We start from the raw sequence: 16,491 nt of genomic DNA on the forward strand, positions 1-16,491 counted from the left end.
TTCGTCGACCTCGGCGGCATCGACGGCCTGCTGCACATCACCGACATGGCCTGGCGCCGTGTCCGCCACCCGAGCGAAGTCGTTCAGGCCGGCCAGGAAATCACCGCCAAGATCCTCAAGTTCGACACCGAGAAGAACCGCGTCTCGCTGGGCCTCAAGCAGATGGGCGACGACCCGTGGCTGGGCGTGTCGCGCCGCTACCCGCAGGGCACGCGTCTGTTCGGCAAGGTCACGAACATCGCCGACTACGGCGCATTCGTCGAACTCGAGCCGGGCATCGAAGGCCTGGTGCACGTGTCCGAGATGGACTGGACCAACAAGAACGTGGCTCCCAACAAGATCGTCTCCATGGGCGACGAAGTGGAAGTCATGGTCCTGGAAATCGACGAGGACAAGCGCCGCATCAGCCTGGGCATGAAGCAGTGCAAGGCCAACCCCTGGCAGGAATTCGCGCAGAACACCAAGCGCGGCGACCGCGTCAAGGGCCCGATCAAGTCGATCACCGACTTCGGCGTGTTCGTGGGTCTGGCTGCCGGCATCGACGGTCTGGTGCACCTGTCCGACCTGTCGTGGAACGAAGCTGGCGAGACCGCCGTGCGCAACTACAAGAAGGGCCAGGAAGTCGAAGCCATCGTGCTGGCCGTCGACGTGGACCGCGAGCGCATCAGCCTGGGCATCAAGCAGTTGGACGGCGACCCGTTCACCACCTTCTCGTCCGTCAATGACAAGGGCCAGATCGTGACCGGCAAGGTCAAGACCGTGGACGCCCGTGGCGCCGAGATCGACCTGGGCGGCGACGTCGTCGGCTACCTGCGCGCTTCGGAAATCTCCCGCGACCGCGTGGAAGATGCCCGCAACGTGCTGAAGGAAGGCGACGAAGTCACGGCCGTGGTCACCAACGTGGACCGCAAGAACCGCAGCATCCAGCTGTCGATCCGCCAGAAGGACATGGTCGACCAGCAGGAAGCCATGGCCAGCCTGAACCAGCAGTCGGCCCGCGAGAACGCCGGCACCACCAGCCTGGGCGCCCTGCTGCGTGCCAAGCTGGACGGCAGCGACAAGTAATCGACCCGGATCGCGGCGGGTCGCAGGGGTGCAGACGCCTGAACCCGCCGTGTGCCAGCAATGACACGTTCCGATCTGGTCGAAGAACTCGCCGCCCGCTTTGCGCAGCTCACGCACCGCGATGCCGAGCAGGCCGTCAAGACCATTCTTGACGCCATGAGCGACGCGCTGGTGCGGGGGCATCGCATCGAGATCCGCGGCTTCGGCAGCTTTTCGGTGAGCCGCCGCCCGCCTCGCCTGGGCCGCAACCCGCGTTCAGGCGAAAGCGTGCAGATCCCCGAGAAGCGCGTGCCGCACTTCAAGCCGGGCAAGGCCCTGCGCGAAGCCGTGGACCGTTCGAGCGAGGCATGAGCCAAGCCGCGGCCCTTCGTCCTTTATGGGGGCGGATGGGCCAAGGCCTCCTACTTAGAATCGTCCCGCCATCGGGACCTTCATGACGAGATATTGCCTTCACGCGCCCTGCTTCGTGTGGCCGCTGCCCCCTCACCGGACCGCAGTTCGCACCGGAGTGGCCTGGCGATGAAATACCTCCTGTGGCTGCTCAAGGCAGCCATTTTTTTTACCCTGTTCGCCTTCGCGCTGAACAACCAGCACGAGACCACCGTGCACTTCTTCTTCGGCACCTCCTGGCGCGGGCCGCTGGTGCTGGTGGTGCTCGCGGCCTTCGCCGCCGGCCTGGTGGTCGGTGCGCTCGGCATGCTGCCCGGGTGGTGGCGCCATCGCTCGGCGGCCGCTGCGTTGCGCCAGCCGCCGGCGCCCCCGGACGGTGTGGCAGATGTGCCGCTGACCCCGCCCCCGGTGGCAGAACCCTCCCACGCCCGACGCCATGGACTTTGACCTGAGCTGGCTGCTGCTGGGCCTGCCCCTGGCCTTCGTGCTGGGCTGGCTGGCCTCGCGCCTGGACCTGCGCCAACTGCGCTTCGAGAACCGGCAGGCGCCCAAGGCCTACTTCCGCGGCCTGAACTTCCTGCTCAACGAACAGCAGGACCAGGCCATCGACGCTTTCATCGAGGCGGTCCAGAACGACCCCGACACGCAGGAGCTGCACTTCGCCCTCGGCAACCTGTTCCGCCGCCGGGGCGAGTACCAGCGCGCGGTACGCGTGCACGAGCACCTGCTGTCGCGGGCCGATCTCAACCGCGCCGACCGCGACCGCGCCCAGCATGCGCTGGCGCAGGATTTCCTGAGCGCCGGCCTGCTCGACCGGGCCGAGACGGCGCTGCAGAAGCTGGAAGGCACGCGCTACGAGAACGAGTCCCGGCTCGCCCTCCTCGCCATCTACGAACGCTCGCGCGAATGGGCGCAGGCCGAGGCCGTGGCGACCAAGCTCGATGCCTCCGACCAGGCGAGCTACGCCGCCCGGCGTGCCCATCACCTGTGCGAGCAGGCGGCGGAGCACAGCGCCCGCGGCGATGCGGACGCGGCGCTGCACCTGCTCCAGCAGGCGGCACAGCTTGCGCCCGACGCGCCCCGCCCGGCCATCGACACCGCGGCACTGCAACTGCGTCAGGGACGGGCCATGGAAGCCTGGACCACGTTGTCGGAACTCAGCCGCACGGCGCCGCTGGCCCTGCCGCTTTACGCGGCCGCGCTGCAGCAGGCGGCACAGGCCGCCGGCGAACAGGCCGCGGCCGCAGACCTGCTGCGGACCCGCTACGAAGCCGAGCCATCCATCGATGTGCTCGAAGCCCTCATGGCGCTGGAAGCCACCGGCGGCGACGCGCCACGCGACCGCTACCTGGAGCATCTGGCCCGCCAGCCGGGCTCGCTGCTGGCCGCCTCCCGCTGGCTGGCCGGCGAAACCCTGCGCGACGATGCACGCACGCATCCGCCGGTGCAGCGCGCGCTGGACCAGGTGGCCCGTCCGCAGATGCGCTACCGCTGCGCCGCGTGCGGCTTCGAGGCCCACCAGTACTTCTGGCACTGCCCGGGCTGCCAGGCCTGGGACAGCTATCCACCCCGTCGCGTCGAGGAACTGTGACGCGCTTCACGCGCGCCGGCACTGGATGCATTGACAGCCTCCGTCCGCCTGAATTCTGATGGTCGGGCTGCGCGCAATGCGCAGCGCATTCCAATCACATTCAGGAGGAAATTCATGATGATCAAGAAGCTCGTCGCATCCTTGGTGCTGGGCCTGTCGGCCCTGGGCGCCTTCGCCGCCGTCGACGTCAACAAGGGCAGCGCCGCCGAGCTCGACGCGCTGCCGGGCGTGGGGCCGGCCATGTCGCAGCGCATCGTCGACGCGCGCAAGCAGGGGGAGTTCAAGGACTGGTCCGACCTCATGGCCCGCGTGAAGGGCATCAAGAGCAAGTCCGCCGCCAAGCTGTCGGCCGCCGGCATGACCGTGGGCGGCAAGCCCTTCGACGGTGCCGGTGCCCCGGCCAAGGAAGCCGCCAGCAAGAAGAAATAGGAACGAGGCCACATCGCTCAGACCAGGGCCGCCTTTGGGCGGCCTTGTCGTTTTTGCACCGGCATGCGGCCAGACAAACCCCCAGCCGGTGGCCTGATATTTGCACGTATCCTGGATTTCCATATCTTCAACAACAGTCGGAGCGTTCATTCATGAAGTTCAAGTCCAGCCTCGCACTGGCCACGTTCGCCCTTGCGACCGCCGCGTCCGCCCAGGTCAAGTGGGATCTGCCCACGGCCTATCCGCCGAGCAACTTCCACACGGAGAACCTGGCCAAGTTCGCGGGCGAGGTGGACCAGGCCACCGGCGGCAAGCTCAAGATCACCGTGCACTCCAACGCCTCGCTGTTCAAGGCACCCGAGATCAAGCGCGCGGTGCAAGGCGGCCAGGCGCAGATGGGCGAGATCCTGCTGGTGAACTTCCAGAACGAGTGGCAGGTCTTCGGCGTGGATGGCATCCCCTTCCTGGCCGACAGCTACGACGCCGCCTGGAAGCTCTACCAGGCGCAGAAGCCGGTGCTCTCCAAGAAGCTGGCGGAACAGGGCATCGTGCTGCTCTACACCGTGCCCTGGCCGCCGCAGGGCATCTTCATCAACAAGCCCATCGCCTCGGCGGCCGACCTCAAGGGCGTGAAGTGGCGCGCCTACAGCCCGGCGACCGCCCGCATCGCGGAGCTGGTGGGCGCCCAGCCGGTGACGGTGCAGCAGGCCGAGCTGTCGCAGGCCATGGCCACGGGCGTGGTGGAGTCGTACATGTCCTCCGGCTCCACGGGCTACGACACCAAGACCTACGAGTACATCAAAAACTTCTACGACACGCAGGCCTGGCTGCCCAAGAACGCCGTGCTGGTGAACAAGAAGGCCTTCGATGCGTTGGACAAGCCCAGCCAGGATGCCCTGCTCAAGGCTGGCGCCGACGCCGAGAAGCGCGGCTGGGAGGTCTCCAAGGCCAAGACGCAGGAATACCTCGACCTCCTCAAGAAGAACGGCATGGCCATCCATGTGCCGTCCGCCCAGCTCAAGGCCGACATGAAGAAGGTCGGCGACACGATGATCAAGGAGTGGTCGGAGAAGGCGGGCGCAGACGGCCAGGCAGTGCTCGACGCCTACCGCAAGATGTGACCTCCGGCGCCGGCGATGCGAAAGGCCCTGGACGCCCTCTACGACGCCGCCGCCGGCCTGGCGGCGCTTTCCATGGTGGGCCTGCTGCTCGCGGTGCTCACCTCCATCCTCGCGCGGCAGTTGCACTTCAACGTGCCGGGCATCGATGCCTACGCCGGCTACCTGATGGCCGGCACCGGCTTCCTGGCGCTGGCCCATACGCTGAAGAAGGGCGAGCACATCCGCGTGACGCTCGTGCTCACGGCCATGGGCGTCACGCCGCGCCGCTGGCTGGAGCGGTGGGCGGCACTGGCCAGCGCGGCGCTCGCCGCACTCTTCGCCTTCTACAGCGTGCGGCTGGTCCTGCAGTCGTACGAGTTCAACGACATGTCCACCTCGAACGACGCCACGCCACTGTGGCTGCCGCAGCTGTCGATGGCGATCGGCACGGTCACCTTCGCCATCGCGGCGCTGGACGAATGCGTGCTGGAGTGGCGCGGACGCGTGCGCGAGACCGACGGGGAGATGCTGCGCCATGAGTGACCTCGGCATTGCCGGCCTGCTGATCCTGGCGCTGTTCCTCATCCTCGGCAGCGGCGTCTGGATCGGCCTGACGCTGTCGGGCGTGGCGTGGATCGCCATGCAGCTCTTCACCTCCCGCCCGGCGGGAGACGCCATGGCCGTGACGATCTGGGGCTCTGCGTCGAGCTGGACGCTCACCGCGCTGCCGCTCTTCGTCTGGATGGGCGAGATCCTCTTTCGAACACGGCTGTCGCAGGACATGTTCAAGGGCCTGTCGCCCTGGATGCAGCGCCTGCCCGGGCGGCTGCTGCACACCAACGTGGTGGGCTGCGCGATCTTCGCGGCCGTCTCGGGCTCCAGCGCCGCCACCTGCGCCACCATCGGCAAGATGACCCTGCCGGAGCTGGGCCGCCGCGGCTACCCGCAGGACATGGTCATCGGCACGCTCGCCGGCGCCGGCACGCTGGGGCTGCTGATCCCGCCCTCGATCATCATGATCGTCTACGGCGTGGCGGCGGATGTGTCGATCGCCCGCCTGTTCATCGCCGGCGTCGTGCCGGGCGTGCTGCTGGCGCTGCTGTTCTCGGGCTACATCGCGGTCTGGGCCCTGCTGCATCCGGACCAGGTGCCCGCGCCAGACGGCCGGATGCGCTTCGCCGAGAAGCTGGCTGCATCGCGCAGCCTGATCCCTGTGACGCTGCTCATCCTTGCCGTGCTGGGCTCGATCTACGCCGGCATCGCCACCGCGACCGAAGCAGCCGCCGTGGGCGTGCTGGGCGCGCTGGTGATCTCGGCCGCCCAGGGCTCCCTCCGTTGGCAGACCTTCAAGGATTCGCTGCTGGGCGCGACCCGCCTCTACTGCATGATGGCGCTGATCCTGGCCGGCGCCGCCTTCCTGACGCTGGCCATGGGCTATGTCGGCCTGCCGCGCCACCTGGCGGAATGGATCGGCTCGCTCGGTCTCAGCCGATTCCAGCTCGTGCTGATCCTGGCCGTGTTCTACATCGTGCTGGGCTGCTTCCTGGACGGCATCTCGATGGTGGTGCTGACGATGGGCGTGATCATGCCCACCGTGACGGCAGCCGGCATCGATCCGATCTGGTTCGGCATCTTCATCGTGCTGGTGGTGGAGATGGCGCAGATCACGCCGCCGGTGGGCTTCAACCTCTTCGTGCTGCAAGGCATGACCGGCAGGGACCTGCTCTACATCGCGCGGGTCACCCTGCCGATGTTCCTGCTCATGGTGCTGGCGGTGCTGATCATCTATGCCTTCCCGGCGCTGGTCACCTGGTTGCCGCGCCAGATGTAGAGCGGGCAGCGTCGGCCGCGCCTGTTGCGACTTCGCCGCAACCGCCGGACCTGACCTTGCTCGCCTGCTTTGCTTGGACTACGCTTTTACCTCCAGTTAAGAGTTAGCACATTCAGAAACAACCTGGGAGGGTTGCGGTGGGAGCAAGCATGGGCCCCGGAACGGTGTGCCCGTCCCTCCTGCGGCTGAATGTGACGAGCGATGCGGCCCCGCCGCATCACCACGTCCAACAGGAGGATCCCTATGTTCAAGTTCTTGAAGCCCTTGCTCTTGGCCGGCTTTTTGGCCGCCGCGGCAATCTTGCCCGCACATGCCCAGGCGCCGGTCGCGGCGCCAACGCCGTCCGCGAAGACCATCGCCGGCAACGTGCAGTACGAATTGATCGGCCAATGGGACGTCAACCGGCTCAACACCATCCTGAGCACCGATACGCCGAAGTTCGCCGGCATCACCGTTTCCTACACGCCAGCCCGCACGGGAGTCCGGCTCTACCGCATCAGCTATGACTCGGTCGTTCCGGAGAAGGGCAACAAGCCGATACGCGCTTCGGGCCTGCTGGCGCTCCCCGACAACGCTGGCGCCACGCTGCCGGTGGTCTCGTACCAGCATGGCACGGTGTACGGCCGCCAGGAAGTGCCCGGCTTCCCGGAGCAGTCGCCCGAGACCCAGCTCATGATTGCCCAATTCGCCGGGCAAGGCTATGCGGTGGTGGGCGCGGACTACTTCGGCATGGGCATCTCCACCGAGCCCGAGGGCTACCTGGTCAAGGCCAGCCACCAGCAGGCCTGCTTCGACTTCCTGGTGGCCGCCAAGGGCGTGATGGCCGACCTGGGCCGGCAGTCCAGCAAGCTCTACCTGGCCGGCTGGTCGCAGGGCGGCTTCGTCACCATGGCGCTGCTGGAGAAGCTGGAGCGCTCGGGCGTGAAGGTCGACGGCGCCGCGACGGCCAGCGCCCCGCTGGACCTGGGTGTGGCGATGAGCGGCTTCCTGAGCTACCCGCGGCCCTTCGACGCGGTCTGGCTCAACAGCATCTTCATCCTGTCAGCCTTCTCGTACGAGAACTACTACGGCGTCCCCGGCCTCGCCCGTTCGCTGATCAACGAGCCCTACTACGACGCCGCCCGCAAGGCCTACGAACGCCAACCCTTCAACGCGGCCGACATCCCCAGCGACCTGCACAAGCTGCTGAAGGCGGAGTATTTCGATCCGCACTATTTCGCGGACTCCGCCTTCGGCAAGCTCATCGCCGCCACGCAGTCGTACCGTTGGGTGATCAAGTCCCCGGTGCGCAACTACTACGGCGAAACCGACGAGGCGATCACGGTGGGCGTGGGCCGCATGGCACAAACGTATGCGCAGGCGCTGGGCGCCGGCAATCCGATGGTCGAGGCCGTCTCCACCGGCAAGACCACGCACCGGGGCACCTTTGCCACGGCCGTGCCGCAGTGGAAGGCCTGGTTCGACACCGGCCGCTGATCGTCGCGACGGCACATGCCGCCGGGCGCGGGAGCCTGTGCGCGGGCGGGCCCGCAGCGCCTTGAAAAACGCCTACGGCGACATGGGGCCGAGTCCTCCAAAGACCGGCCGCCATGCAGAGGTTTTTGCAATGGAGGTGGGAAGGTCGGTCGATAGAATCGATTGAGATGCCCCTGGTCGCCCTCGTCCTCCTCCCTTTCCTGGCCAGTGCGCTGGCGGCCATGATGCCGTCCGACGCCCGCAACCGAGGGGCGGCCATCGCGGGATTCACGGCCCTGGGCTGTGCCGTCTTCGCCGCCTGGCAGTTCCCGGCGCTCGCCGCCGGCGAGGTGCTGCAAGAAGGCCATCGGTGGATCCCCACCCTGGGCGTCGACCTGTCCTGGCGCATGGACGGTCTGGCTTGGCTGTTCTGCATGCTGGTGCTCGGCATCGGGGCGTTGGTGGTGCTCTACGGGCGCTACTACATGTCCTCCTCGGACCCGGTGCCCCGCTTCTTCGCCTTCTTCCTCGCTTTCATGGGCGCGATGGTGGGTGTGGTGCTGTCGGGCAACCTGATCCAGCTGGTGCTGTTCTGGGAGCTGACCAGCCTGTTCTCCTTCCTGCTGATCGGCTACTGGCACCACCGCCGCGACGCCCGCCGCGGCGCTCGCATGGCGCTGACTGTCACCGGCGCGGGCGGCCTCTGCCTTCTGGCAGGCGTGCTGCTGCTGGGCCGCATCGCGGGCAGCTACGAACTGGACGTGGTGCTGAATTCGGGCGACGTGGTACGGGCCGATCCGCTCTATCCGCTGGCGCTGGTGCTGCTGCTGCTGGGCGCCTTCACCAAGAGCGCGCAGTTCCCCTTCCACTTCTGGCTGCCGCGCGCCATGGCGGCGCCCACGCCGGTGTCGGCCTACCTGCATTCGGCCACCATGGTGAAGCTGGGTGTGTTCCTCATGGCGCGCCTGTGGCCGGTGCTGTCGGGCACCGACCTGTGGTTCTGGCTGGTGGGCGGCGCGGGCGCCTTCACGCTGCTGCTGGGTGGCTATGTCGCCATGTTCCAGCGCGACCTGAAGGCGCTGCTGGCCTATTCGACGATCTCGCACCTGGGCCTCATCACGCTGCTGCTGGGCATGAACAGCCCGCTGGCCGCCGTGGCGGCGGTCTTCCATGTGATGAACCACGCCACGTTCAAGGCGTCGCTGTTCATGGCCGCCGGCATCATCGACCACGAGACCGGCACCCGCGACATCAGCCGGCTGAGCGGGCTGCTCAAGTCCATGCCCATCACCGGCGCGCTGGCCATCATCGCCAGCGCCTCCATGGCCGGCGTGCCGCTGCTCAACGGCTTCCTGTCGAAGGAGATGTTCTTCGCCGAGACGGTGTTCCTCGACGGCGCGCCCTGGCTGGAAATCGCGCTGCCCGTGCTCGCCACCCTCGCCGGCGCCTTCAGCGTGGCCTATTCGGCACGCTTCGTCTTCGACGTCTTCTTCGGCCCGCGCTGCGACACCGAGGTGCCCAAGCCGCCGCACGAGCCCCCCCACTGGATGCGGGTGCCGGTCGAGTTCCTGGTGCTGCTGTGTCTGGTCGTCGGCGTGGTGCCAGCCTGGTCGGTGGGCGCCTTCCTGGCGACGGCCGCGGCGCCGGTGGTCGGCGGCACGCTCCCCGAATACAGCCTCGCGGTCTGGCACGGCTTCAACCTGCCTCTGGCCATGAGCGTCGTGGCGCTGGCGGGCGGCGCCGCCATCTATCTGATGCAGCGTCGCAGCCGGGCGCATGGCGGCCTGAACCGCACGCCGGTGATCTGGATGTTCGACGGCCAGCGCATCTTCGAGAACCTGCTGGCGCGCCTGTCCCAGCTCGGACGCAATGGCCGGCGCGTGCTCTCGACCAACCGGCTGCAGCCGCAGTTGCTCCTGCTGGTGATGGTGGCGGTGCTCGGCGCGGGCGCCTCGCTGTGGCTGGCGCCTGCCGACACGGGCAGCCGCCAGCGCCTGCCCTTCTCGCCCATGTTCCTGATGACCTGGGTCATCGGCTGCACCTGCGCGGTCGCGGCCGCCTGGCAGGCCAAGTTCCACCGGCTCGCTTCGCTGATGCTGGCCTCCGGGGCGGGGCTGGTGAGCTGCATCACCTACATCTGGTTCTCGGCGCCCGACCTGGCGCTGACGCAACTGGTGGTCGAGACGGTGACCACCCTGCTCATCCTGCTGGGCCTGCGCTGGCTGCCGATGCGCAAGGCCGAAGTCCAGCCCCCGCGCGAGCGCATGCGCCCCTGGGGCCGCCGCGGGCGCGACCTGCTGCTGGCCACGGTGGCTGGCTGCGGCATGGCGGCGCTGGCCTGGTACATGATGACCCGGCCCTTTCCGCAGAGCATCTCCCCCTTCTTCCTGGAACGCGCCCTGCCCGAGGGCGGCGGCACCAACGTGGTCAACGTGATGCTGGTCGACTTCCGCGGCTTCGACACCTTCGGCGAGATCACCGTGCTGGGCATCGTGGCGCTGACGGTCTATGCGCTGCTGCGGCGCTTCCGCCCGGCCGCCGAGGCAATGGCGCTGCCGCCGCAACAGCGGGTGCAGCAGGACCAGGGCGGCACCGACCTCGTCAATCCGCGCCGCGCCACGGACACGGCCATCGGCTACCTGATGGTGCCCGCCGTGCTGGTGCGCCTGCTGCTGCCGCTGGCGGCCATGGTGTCGGTGTACTTCTTCATGCGCGGCCACAATCAGCCGGGCGGCGGCTTCGTGGCCGGGCTGGTGATGTCGGCCGCGTTGATGCTGCAGTTCATCGTCTCGGGCGCGGCCTGGACGGAGGAGCACCTGCGGATCTACCCGCGGCGCTGGATCGCCCTGGGCCTGCTCATCGCGCTGGCCACGGGCGCCGGCGCCATCGCGATGGGCTATCCCTTCCTGACCACCCACACGGCCCATGTCACGCTGCCGGTGCTGGGCGAGTTGCACGTGCCCAGCGCCATGTTCTTCGACATCGGCGTCTTCGCGCTGGTGCTCGGCGCCACGCTGCTGATCCTCACCGCCCTGGCGCACCAGTCCATCCGCAGCCACCGCTGGGCCGAGGAGCAGGAAGAAAAGGCCGCGGCCAGGGCCGCCCTCGAAGCTGCGAATGCCGAGGCCATCCGCATCACTGGCGGAGCCGTCTGACATGGAAGCCGTTCTCGCCATCGCCATCGGCGTGCTCACCGGGTCGGGCGTGTACCTGCTGGTGCGCCCTCGGACCTTCCAGGTGATCATGGGCCTGACGCTCATCTCGTATGCCGTCAACCTGTTCATCTTCAGCATGGGCCGGCTCAAGGTCGACAGCGAGCCGGTGCTGCGCAAGGGCGTGGAGGCCACGCTGCAGAACACGGCCGACCCCATGCCGCAGGCCCTGGTGCTGACGGCCATCGTGATCGGCTTCGCCATGACGGCGCTCTTCCTGGTGGTGATGCTGGCCTCGCGCGGCATCTCGGACACCGACCACGTGGACGGCCAGGAGCGGGAGGAGACATGAGCAACGAAATCCTCGCGCTGCTCGACCGACTGCTCGACGCCACCATGCCGCACCTGGTGGCGGCGCCCATCCTGCTGCCACTGCTCACGGCCGCGCTGATGCTGCTGATGGGCGAGCAGCGCCGGCGCGCCAAGTCGGCACTCACGGTCATCTCCGGCCTGTTCGGCCTGCTGGTGGCGCTCGCCCTGCTGCGCTGGGTGAACACGCCCGACACCGGCGGTGGCCCGGGCTCCATCGGCGTCTACCTGCCCGGCAACTGGGCCGCACCCTTCGGCATCGTGCTGGTGGCCGACCGCCTGTCGTCCATGATGGTGGCGCTGACGGGCGTGGTGGCCTTCGCAGCCTCGATCTATTCCACCTCGCGCTGGGACCGGGCCGGTGTGCACTTCCATCCGCTGCTCCAACTGCAGCTGATGGGCCTGAACGGCGCCTTCCTCACGGGCGACCTCTTCAACCTGTTCGTGTTCTTCGAGGTCATGCTGGCGGCGTCGTACGGGCTGCTGCTGCATGGCTCCGGCGCCCTGCGCGTGCGCGCTGGCCTGCACTACATCGCCATCAACCTGGCGGCCTCGTCGCTGTTCCTGATCGGCGCAGCCATGCTGTACGGCGTGACCGGCACGCTCAACCTGGCCGACCTGAGCCAGCGCATTGCCGAGGTGGCACCGGCCGACCGGGGGCTGCTGCATGCCGGCGTCGCCATCCTGGCCGCCGCCTTCTTCGCCAAGGCCGGCGCCTGGCCACTGAATTTCTGGTTGGTGCCCGGCTACAGCGCGGCGGTGTCGCCCGTGAGCGCCGTCTTCGCGCTGCTGACCAAGCTGGGCGTGTACGTGGTGCTGCGCACCTGGACGCTGTTCTTCGGCCCCGACGCGGGCGACTCGGCGCTGTATGGCCAGCCGGTGATCATCGGCCTGGGGCTGGCCACGCTGACCGTCGGCTCGCTGGGGCTGCTCGGCTCGCAGCGGCTGTCGCACCTGGCGAGCTTCGCGGTGGTGGTGTCGGCCGGCACGCTGCTGGCTGCCGTCGGGCTGGGGCAGGAAGGCGTCTGGGCCGGCGCGCTCTACTACCTGCTCGGATCCACGCTGGCGGCCAGCGCCCTCTTCCTGCTGATCGACATGATCGAGCGCTGGCGCAACGCCGGCCACAGCATCGCGCCCCACGAATCGGCCGCGACCACGCCCTTCCTGACCGAGGACCTGCAGGCCCTGGACGACGTCAACCTGGACGACGAGGCGCAGGCGCTGTATGGCCGCGCCATCCCGGCCGGCGTCGCCTTCCTGGGCCTGGCCTTCGTGTGCTGCGTGCTGCTGCTGGCCGGGCTGCCGCCGCTGCCCGGCTTCATCGGCAAGTTCGCCATGCTGTCGGGCCTGCTGGACGCCCAGCAGGTCAGCCGCTGGGGCTGGGCCTTCATGGGCCTGCTGCTGGTCTCGGGCTTCATGACGCTGGTCGCGTTCTCGCGCAGCGGCATCCGGCATTTCTGGACCCACACACAGGGCTCGCTGCCGGCGCTGCGTGCACTGGAGGTGCTGCCGGTGGCGGGCCTGCTGGCCGCGTGCATCGCCCTGGCGGTCGGTGCCGGCCCGGTGCTCCTGCACGCCCAGGCCACCGCCGCCAACCTGGCCGACACCCGCGACTACCGTGCCGCCGTGTTCGCGGCCACCCAGAAGGCCGGTCCGACGACCACCGGGCGGGCGGAGGTCCGGCCATGATGCGACGCCTGATTCCCTCGCCCCCGCTCACCATGGCACTGTGGGTGGTATGGCTGCTGCTGAACCAGTCGCTGCATCCGGCCACCATGCTGCTGGGTGCGGTGCTCGCGGTGGCGGTGCCGCTGCTCACCAAGGGCCTGCGGCCGGCGACAGTGCGCATGCGCCGCCCGCTGGCGGCGCTGCGGCTCCTGCGCCTGGTGATGGCCGACCTGCTGGTGTCGGCGCTGGGCGTGGCGCGCGCCCTGCTCACCCGCCGGACGCCGCAGATCCATTCGGCCTTCGTGCGCGTGCCGCTGGACCTGCGCGACCCCAACGGCCTGGCCGTGCTGGCGATGATCCTGTGCCTGACGCCCGGCACGGCCTGGGCCGAGCTGGCGGTCGACCGCAGCCAGCTGCTGCTGCACGTCTTCGACGTGGACGACGAAAGCGACCTGATCGAGCGCATCAAGCTGCGCTACGAGACCGTGCTGATGGAGATCTTCGAGTCATGACGCCACTCTTGTTCTGGGCGCTCAAGGGCGCGTTGTTCCTCCTGGCCGTCGCCATGCTGTGCGCGCTGGCGCGGCTGCTGATGGGCCCGACGGCGCAGGACCGGGTGATGGCGCTCGACTGCCTCTACATCAACGGCATGCTGATGATGCTGACGCTGGGCATCGTCTACTCCAGCGCCGTCTACTTCGAAGCGGCGATGCTGATCGCGCTGTTCGGCTTCGTGGGCACGACGGCGCTGGCCAAGTTCCTGTTGCGCGGCGAGGTGATCGAATGAGCGGACCGCTGCCTTTGTGGGCCGAGGCACTCACGGCCCTCCTGGTGGTGGTGGGCGCCGGCTTTGCCGCCATCGGCTCCTTCGGTCTGGTGCGCATGCCCAGCTTCTTCCGCCGCATCCACACGCCCACGCTGGGCGCGACCGCCGGGGTGTGGTCGATCTCCCTGGCCACGGCGGTGTACTTCTCGGCGCAGGGCTCGCACCTGTTCCTGCACGCGGCGCTGATCGCGATGTTCGTGGCGCTGACGGCGCCGATCACCACCATCTTCCTGACGCGGGCTGCGCTGTTCCGCGAACGCCAGAAGGGCGGCGACGTGCCGCCACCAGCCGCCACGCGCAGCGAAGACGGCGCCCCGGTCACGGTCCAGCTCGACAAGACGCCGGATTGACCCCGTCAGCGGGCGCGCGGCACTGCGCGTTGTGCAGACGCCTCGCCACCCGCAGCACGTCGATACCAGCCCGGCAAGCCCGCCTTGCGCGGCGGCAGCGAGTCCGTTAACGTCTTGTAACTTTAGTCAATCTCGGACACGTTCATGGTCGACAAGCGCCGCCTGCTCCATTCCTGTGCCGCCCTGGCGGCCAGCGCTTGCCTGCCGGCCTGGGCGCAATCCGGCACCAAGTCGCCCCGACCCGCCATAGCGCCGGATGGCGGCGCCAGCTGGCCCACCCGGCCCGTGAAGCTGCTGGTGGGATTTCCGCCCAATTCCTCGCCCGACATCGCGGCACGCATCGTGGCCGATCCGCTGGCGCGGCTGCTCGGCCAGACCGTGGGTGTCGAGAACAAGCCCGGTGCCAGCGGCAACATCGCCGCCAACGCGGTGGCCAAGGCCCGCGACGACCACACCCTCGGCGCGCTGATCAACGGCAACCTCACCATCGCCCGGCTGCTGGACGCTGCCGTGCCCTTCGACCCCGAGACCGACTTCGCCCCGGTCGGCCTGATCGGCACCGCACCGCTGGTGCTGGCGGTCACGGCGCAGGCCCAGGGCACCCGGCCGGACGAGCTGCTGCTGTGGGCCCGCAACCTGGGCACCGATGCCCGCTACGGCACGCCCGGCAACGGCACCGTCGGCCACCTGGGTATGGAGCTGCTGAAGATGCGCACCAGCATCCGCGCGCAGTACCAGGGCTTTGCCGGCAATCCGCAGGTGATCGAGGCCATGCTGGCCAACCAGATCCAGCTGGCCCTGCTGCCGCCGGGGCTGGCGCTGCCGCACATCCGCCAGGGGCGGCTCAAGGCCATCGGCATCACCGCGCCCGAGCGCAGCCCCCTGACGGGCGAGATGCCCACGCTGCGCGAGGCCGACGTGCGCGGCGCGGACCTGGAGATCTGGACGGCCCTGGCCGCGCCGGCCGGGCAGTCGCCAACGGCCATCGCACGGCTCAATGGCGCGCTGCAGACGGTGCTGCGCACCCCCGAGGTGAGCGAGGCCCTGCTCAAGGCCGGCTGGCAGGCCCGCGGCGGCACGCCCGAGGCGCTCGCGCGACGCATCCGCAGCGACACCACCACGCTCGGCGGCGTCATCCTGATGCGCGGGATCAAGGCCGCCTGACGGCGGTGGACGTGTCCGGTGGCGGACTGCCCGCTGGCGGGCGCCTTTCTATGATCGCCGCCCATGTACGCTCCCCGCCGCCTGCCGCAGTCCGACTTCGTTCCCGTGCGCAACCTGCGCTACCACGTGCTCACCTGGGGCACGCCCTCGCTGACGCGTCCGCCCCTGGTGCTGCTGCACGGCTGGATGGATGTGGCGGCCTCCTGGCAGTTCGTCATCGATGCCCTGGCGCAGGAGCGCTTCGTCATCGCGCCCGACTGGCGCGGCTTCGGCCAGACCGGCGGCGGCGACGTCGACAACTACTGGATGCCCGACTACCTGGCCGACCTCGACTGGCTGCTCGACCACTACGCCGCCGACCGCGCCGTCGACCTGGTCGGCCACAGCATGGGCGGCAACGTCGCGATGCACTATGCGGGCGTGCGACCGGGCCGCATCCGGCGGCTGGTCAATCTCGAGGGATTCGGCATGCCCGCCTATGCGCCCGACGAGGCGCCCAGGCGCTACGCGCGCTGGATCGACGAGAACAGGCAGTTGCATGAAGGCGGCATGCGCCTGTCGGGCTACAGCACGCCCGATGGCGTAGCGCGCCGCCTGATGAAGACCAACCCCCGGCTGTCGCAGGACAAGGCCGACTGGCTGGCCCGGCAGTGGGCCCGGCCGGTGCGCCAGGAGGATGGCAGCGAGCGCTGGGAGATCCAGGGCGATGCCGCGCACAAGGTGATCAACGCCAACATCTTCCGCGTGGACGAGACGCTGGCCCTCTATGCCGCCATCACCGCGCCGGTGCTGGCCGTGGTGGCCAGCGACGACAGCCTGCACGGCTGGTGGAACGGCCGCTACACCCTCGACGAATTCCACCGGCGCCTGGAGGTGCTGCGCGAACTGCGCACCGCCCGGGTGGAGGACGCGGGCCACATGCTGCATCACGACCAGCCGGACCAGGTGGCGGCGCTGATCGAAGACTTCTTCCAGCCGTCATGAACGCGGGCGGCGCCAAGGTGGTCGGCCAGCGCCCGCCGGTCTTGGCATAAGCGGCGTTTTCCGACACCCCCCGGGCACGTCCTCGGGCAGACTCGGTCGGTTTTGCTCCGACCAAGC

At 68.8% G+C, this 16,491-nt stretch carries 17 protein-coding genes; all 17 read left to right on the forward strand.

Translation table 11 applies throughout. From position 1 onward, the window contains the following. The coding region (locus KBC94_RS16615; protein ID WP_294372437.1) for a 30S ribosomal protein S1 at positions 1–1,065 on the forward strand (1,065 nt) is incomplete at its 5' end. 60 nt (positions 1,066–1,125) lie between these two features. Beyond that, a complete protein-coding gene (locus tag KBC94_RS16620; RefSeq protein WP_017761062.1) occupies positions 1,126–1,416 on the forward strand; it encodes an integration host factor subunit beta in 291 nt (96 codons plus the stop codon). Positions 1,417–1,584: 168 nt separating this feature from the next. Next, positions 1,585–1,902 carry a lipopolysaccharide assembly LapA domain-containing protein gene (locus KBC94_RS16625; protein ID WP_234194829.1) on the forward strand — a complete coding sequence of 106 codons (318 nt, stop codon included), beginning with the start codon at positions 1,585–1,587 and terminating at the stop codon, positions 1,900–1,902. Beyond that, a complete protein-coding gene (gene lapB, locus KBC94_RS16630) occupies positions 1,892–3,046 on the forward strand; it encodes a lipopolysaccharide assembly protein LapB (RefSeq protein ID WP_294372441.1) in 1,155 nt (384 codons plus the stop codon). Before KBC94_RS16625 ends, lapB begins: the two co-directional genes overlap by 11 nt. Before the next feature lie 114 nt (positions 3,047–3,160). Beyond that, entirely contained in the window at positions 3,161–3,475 is a 315-nt protein-coding gene (locus tag KBC94_RS16635) for a helix-hairpin-helix domain-containing protein (protein WP_354321806.1), read from the forward strand. A gap of 152 nt (positions 3,476–3,627) precedes the next feature. After that, positions 3,628–4,596 (forward strand): TRAP transporter substrate-binding protein, encoded by a 969-nt coding sequence (locus tag KBC94_RS16640; RefSeq protein WP_294372444.1) that lies wholly within the window; start codon positions 3,628–3,630, stop codon positions 4,594–4,596. 15 nt (positions 4,597–4,611) lie between these two features. Further along, a complete protein-coding gene (locus tag KBC94_RS16645) occupies positions 4,612–5,118 on the forward strand; it encodes a TRAP transporter small permease (protein WP_294372448.1) in 507 nt (168 codons plus the stop codon). Next, on the forward strand, positions 5,111–6,406 hold the full coding sequence (locus tag KBC94_RS16650) for a TRAP transporter large permease subunit (protein WP_294372449.1): 1,296 nt from the start codon (positions 5,111–5,113) through the stop codon (positions 6,404–6,406). The genes KBC94_RS16645 and KBC94_RS16650 overlap by 8 nt, the downstream gene beginning before the upstream one ends. Positions 6,407–6,649: 243 nt before the next feature. Further along, entirely contained in the window at positions 6,650–7,882 is a 1,233-nt protein-coding gene (locus KBC94_RS16655) for an alpha/beta hydrolase (protein WP_294372451.1), read from the forward strand. 167 nt (positions 7,883–8,049) lie between these two features. Further along, a complete protein-coding gene (locus tag KBC94_RS16660; RefSeq protein ID WP_294372453.1) occupies positions 8,050–11,016 on the forward strand; it encodes a monovalent cation/H+ antiporter subunit A in 2,967 nt (988 codons plus the stop codon). Position 11,017: 1 nt separating this feature from the next. Next, positions 11,018–11,365 carry a Na+/H+ antiporter subunit C gene (locus tag KBC94_RS16665; protein WP_017761071.1) on the forward strand — a complete coding sequence of 116 codons (348 nt, stop codon included), beginning with the start codon at positions 11,018–11,020 and terminating at the stop codon, positions 11,363–11,365. Next, on the forward strand, positions 11,362–13,071 hold the full coding sequence (locus KBC94_RS16670; protein ID WP_294372458.1) for a monovalent cation/H+ antiporter subunit D: 1,710 nt from the start codon (positions 11,362–11,364) through the stop codon (positions 13,069–13,071). Before KBC94_RS16665 ends, KBC94_RS16670 begins: the two co-directional genes overlap by 4 nt. Then, a complete protein-coding gene (locus KBC94_RS16675) occupies positions 13,071–13,562 on the forward strand; it encodes a Na+/H+ antiporter subunit E (RefSeq protein WP_294372912.1) in 492 nt (163 codons plus the stop codon). Before KBC94_RS16670 ends, KBC94_RS16675 begins: the two co-directional genes overlap by 1 nt. After that, complete coding sequence (locus tag KBC94_RS16680; RefSeq protein WP_294372460.1) at positions 13,559–13,837, forward strand: K+/H+ antiporter subunit F; 279 nt, start codon at positions 13,559–13,561, stop codon at positions 13,835–13,837. Before KBC94_RS16675 ends, KBC94_RS16680 begins: the two co-directional genes overlap by 4 nt. Next, positions 13,834–14,226 (forward strand): monovalent cation/H(+) antiporter subunit G, encoded by a 393-nt coding sequence (mnhG, locus tag KBC94_RS16685; RefSeq protein WP_294372462.1) that lies wholly within the window; start codon positions 13,834–13,836, stop codon positions 14,224–14,226. Before KBC94_RS16680 ends, mnhG begins: the two co-directional genes overlap by 4 nt. A 144-nt stretch (positions 14,227–14,370) precedes the next feature. Continuing rightward, on the forward strand, positions 14,371–15,390 hold the full coding sequence (locus KBC94_RS16690; RefSeq protein ID WP_294372464.1) for a tripartite tricarboxylate transporter substrate binding protein: 1,020 nt from the start codon (positions 14,371–14,373) through the stop codon (positions 15,388–15,390). Positions 15,391–15,453: 63 nt separating this feature from the next. Then, positions 15,454–16,374, forward strand: coding sequence for an alpha/beta hydrolase (locus KBC94_RS16695; protein ID WP_294372465.1), 921 nt, complete (start codon positions 15,454–15,456; stop codon positions 16,372–16,374). Positions 16,375–16,491: the final 117 nt, after the last annotated feature.

It is taken from the genome of Pseudacidovorax sp. (assembly GCF_017991995.1).
In the GTDB taxonomy this organism is placed as follows: domain Bacteria; phylum Pseudomonadota; class Gammaproteobacteria; order Burkholderiales; family Burkholderiaceae_C; genus Xenophilus.